This is a genomic window from Paracoccus lutimaris (assembly GCF_003337565.1).
Lineage (GTDB): Bacteria > Pseudomonadota > Alphaproteobacteria > Rhodobacterales > Rhodobacteraceae > Paracoccus > Paracoccus lutimaris.
Genome location: NZ_QPJL01000070.1, coordinates 1 through 2,361, shown reverse-complemented (window position 1 = coordinate 2,361; position 2,361 = coordinate 1). Strand labels below are relative to the sequence as shown.

Below are 2,361 nucleotides of genomic sequence, written 5' to 3'. Positions count from 1 at the left end.
TCAGCTGGCCATAATGTTCGCAGGGCGTTTCGACGCCTGACCGTATCTGAAAACCGCATGGGCCCGGTCAGATACACAGAGTTTCGGATACTCCCGCTTCTCGTGGTCAGCGCATCCGCGTTGCGATGGCACAGTCTCTCTCGACCCGAAAAGGTATGCTTCTCCCGTGATCGATACTCAACCAGGCCTGCCCCATGAGGCCGCCGACAGCATAACGAAACCATTCGCACGCTTCCTGAAGATCGAAGCGGCAGCTGGTGGGCTCCTGCTTGCGGCTGTTCTGCTGGCTTTAGCGCTGGCCAACTCGCCATGGCAAGAAGGTTTTCTGGGCTTCTGGGAGACCCCCATCGGTCTCACATTCGGCTCTTTGGATTTCACCCGCTCGCTTCGGCACTGGATCAACGACGGTCTGATGACCCTTTTCTTCTTCGTGCTTTCTCTGGAACTCAAGCGCGAGTTGGTGCTGGGCGAATTGCGAAACCCTCGACAGGCCGCCCTTCCGTTCGTAGGCGCCTTGGGTGGTATGGTCGTGCCAGTCTCTTTGTATCTTGTGTTGATGTCCGGTCAGCCCGGCATGCACGGCTGGGGAACTGTGATGGCAACCGATACGGCCTTCGTGATCGGGTGCCTGGCGCTCTTCGGACGCCGGATCCCGCCCACCTTGCGATTGTTCCTGCTGTCTTTGGCCATCTTTGACGACGTCGGTGCAATCCTCGTAGTCGCCTTCGGTTACGGTGAGGCGTTGAACTGGTCGGCTCTCGGATTGGGCTTTCTGGGGATTTGTATCGTCGCAGGCGCATCGCGACTCGGGATCAGAAGCGTACCGGTCTATTTCCTTCTGGGAGCGGCAGTCTGGTTATGCTTCGATGCTTCCGGCGTCCACGCGACCATTGCAGGTGTCATTCTGGGCCTGATGACGCCAACGCGCATATGGGTGAGCGATGCCCGCCTGCGTGAGATCCTTGGGCGGGTCCTCGCCGTTCCGACGGGCGATCGTCGACAAGGAAATGCCGCAAGCCACCGCGACCTGCGTCAAGCCGGCAGAGCAGTCACTGAGTCGCTCTCACCAGTCGAACGGCTCGAGATGATGCTGCACCCCTGGGTCGGCTTTGCAATCATGCCGATCTTCGCACTGGCAAATGCCGGCATCACGATTCAGGGTGTCGATTTCGTACAACCGGTCTCGCTGGCGATCATTGTCGGCTTGGTGTTGGGAAAACCGATCGGCGTCTTCGGGTTCAGCTGGATTGCCGTCCGATCCGGCCTGGCGGCACTCGCGCCGGGCTTGTCGTGGCCGTTCATTCTGGCCGGGTCGTTTCTGACCGGGATTGGTTTCACGATGTCGCTGCTCATCGCGGGCCTCGCATTCGACCGTTCCGTCCTGAATGCGGCGAAGTTGGGCATTCTCGCAGGATCAGCTATCTCTGCGGCAATTGGCATCCTCATGCTGCTACTCCTTACGCTTCTCGTAGCCCGAGCAGGAAGCGCCACGGCAGCTGGGCATAAAGTTCAGAAAATCTAGAATGGGAAGAAGATCGGGATCGCCCCCACCACCGATCCGCCGACGATAATGTTCATCGGAATACCGATTCTCAGGAAATCGCCAAATCTGTAGTTTCCTGCGCCATACACCAGTGTGTTGGTCTGATAGCCAACCGGGGTCGCAAAGCTCGCGCTTGCACCAAACATCACGGCGACGACGAACGGCCTTGGGTCGGCGCCAAGTTCTGCCGCAACACCGATCGCGAGCGGTGTAACCACGACGGCCACGGCGTTGTTGGTGACCGCCTCGGTAAGCGCCGAAGACAGTATGTAGATCACTGCGAGCGTGACAATTGGAGGAAACTCAATGAGTGCCGGAGCCAATGTCTCCACGATCAAGCTGACAGCCCCTTGACCTGCCCCCCGGTCGTCCCTCGTTCATAACGAGAGTCCTTGGGGTTGATATTGGTTGGTTTCGGGTGTGGCAAGCGCGCCGGGCGCGGAGCCCTCAGATTGCTCAAGCGCTCGGCGCGCGTCGGACGGGGTCTTGTTGCCCAGCGAGGAATGGGGCCTGACGTTGTTGTAGTCGTAGCGCCAGAGGGCCAGTTTGCGGCGGGCATCAGCCAGGCTGTCGAAGATTTCCTCGTTCAGGCATTCGTCGCGCAGGCTGCCGTTGAAGCTTTCGATGTAGCCATTCTGCTGCGGCTTGCCCGGGTCGATGTAGTGCCATTCGACGTCGTTCGCGTTGGCCCATTTCAGGATGGCCTTGCTGGTGAACTCGGTTCCGTAGCACGTCGGGAAGAAGCGCTGTTTTGAGGTTATGGCCGCGCGCGCAGCCCCCAAATAGCGCAGCGTGTGGCCATAACCGTGTCTCAGGTC

At 59.4% G+C, this 2,361-nt stretch carries 2 protein-coding genes and 1 pseudogene; 1 reads left to right on the top strand and 2 read right to left on the bottom strand.

Annotated features, from left to right (window positions below; all coding sequences use genetic code 11):
• The first annotated feature begins 166 nt into the window (after positions 1-166).
• A complete protein-coding gene (nhaA, locus tag DFP89_RS19845; RefSeq protein WP_114351024.1) occupies positions 167-1,522 on the top strand; it encodes a Na+/H+ antiporter NhaA in 1,356 nt (451 codons plus the stop codon).
• On the opposite strand, the pseudogene DFP89_RS19840 reads toward nhaA, so the two are convergent.
• Positions 1,519-1,905: pseudogene (locus DFP89_RS19840) on the bottom strand (SLC13 family permease); the annotation flags it as partial. The gene nhaA and the pseudogene DFP89_RS19840 overlap by 4 nt on opposite strands.
• Positions 1,906-1,920: 15 nt before the next feature.
• The coding region (locus tag DFP89_RS19835; protein WP_245948905.1) for a transposase family protein at positions 1,921-2,361 on the bottom strand (441 nt) is incomplete at its 5' end.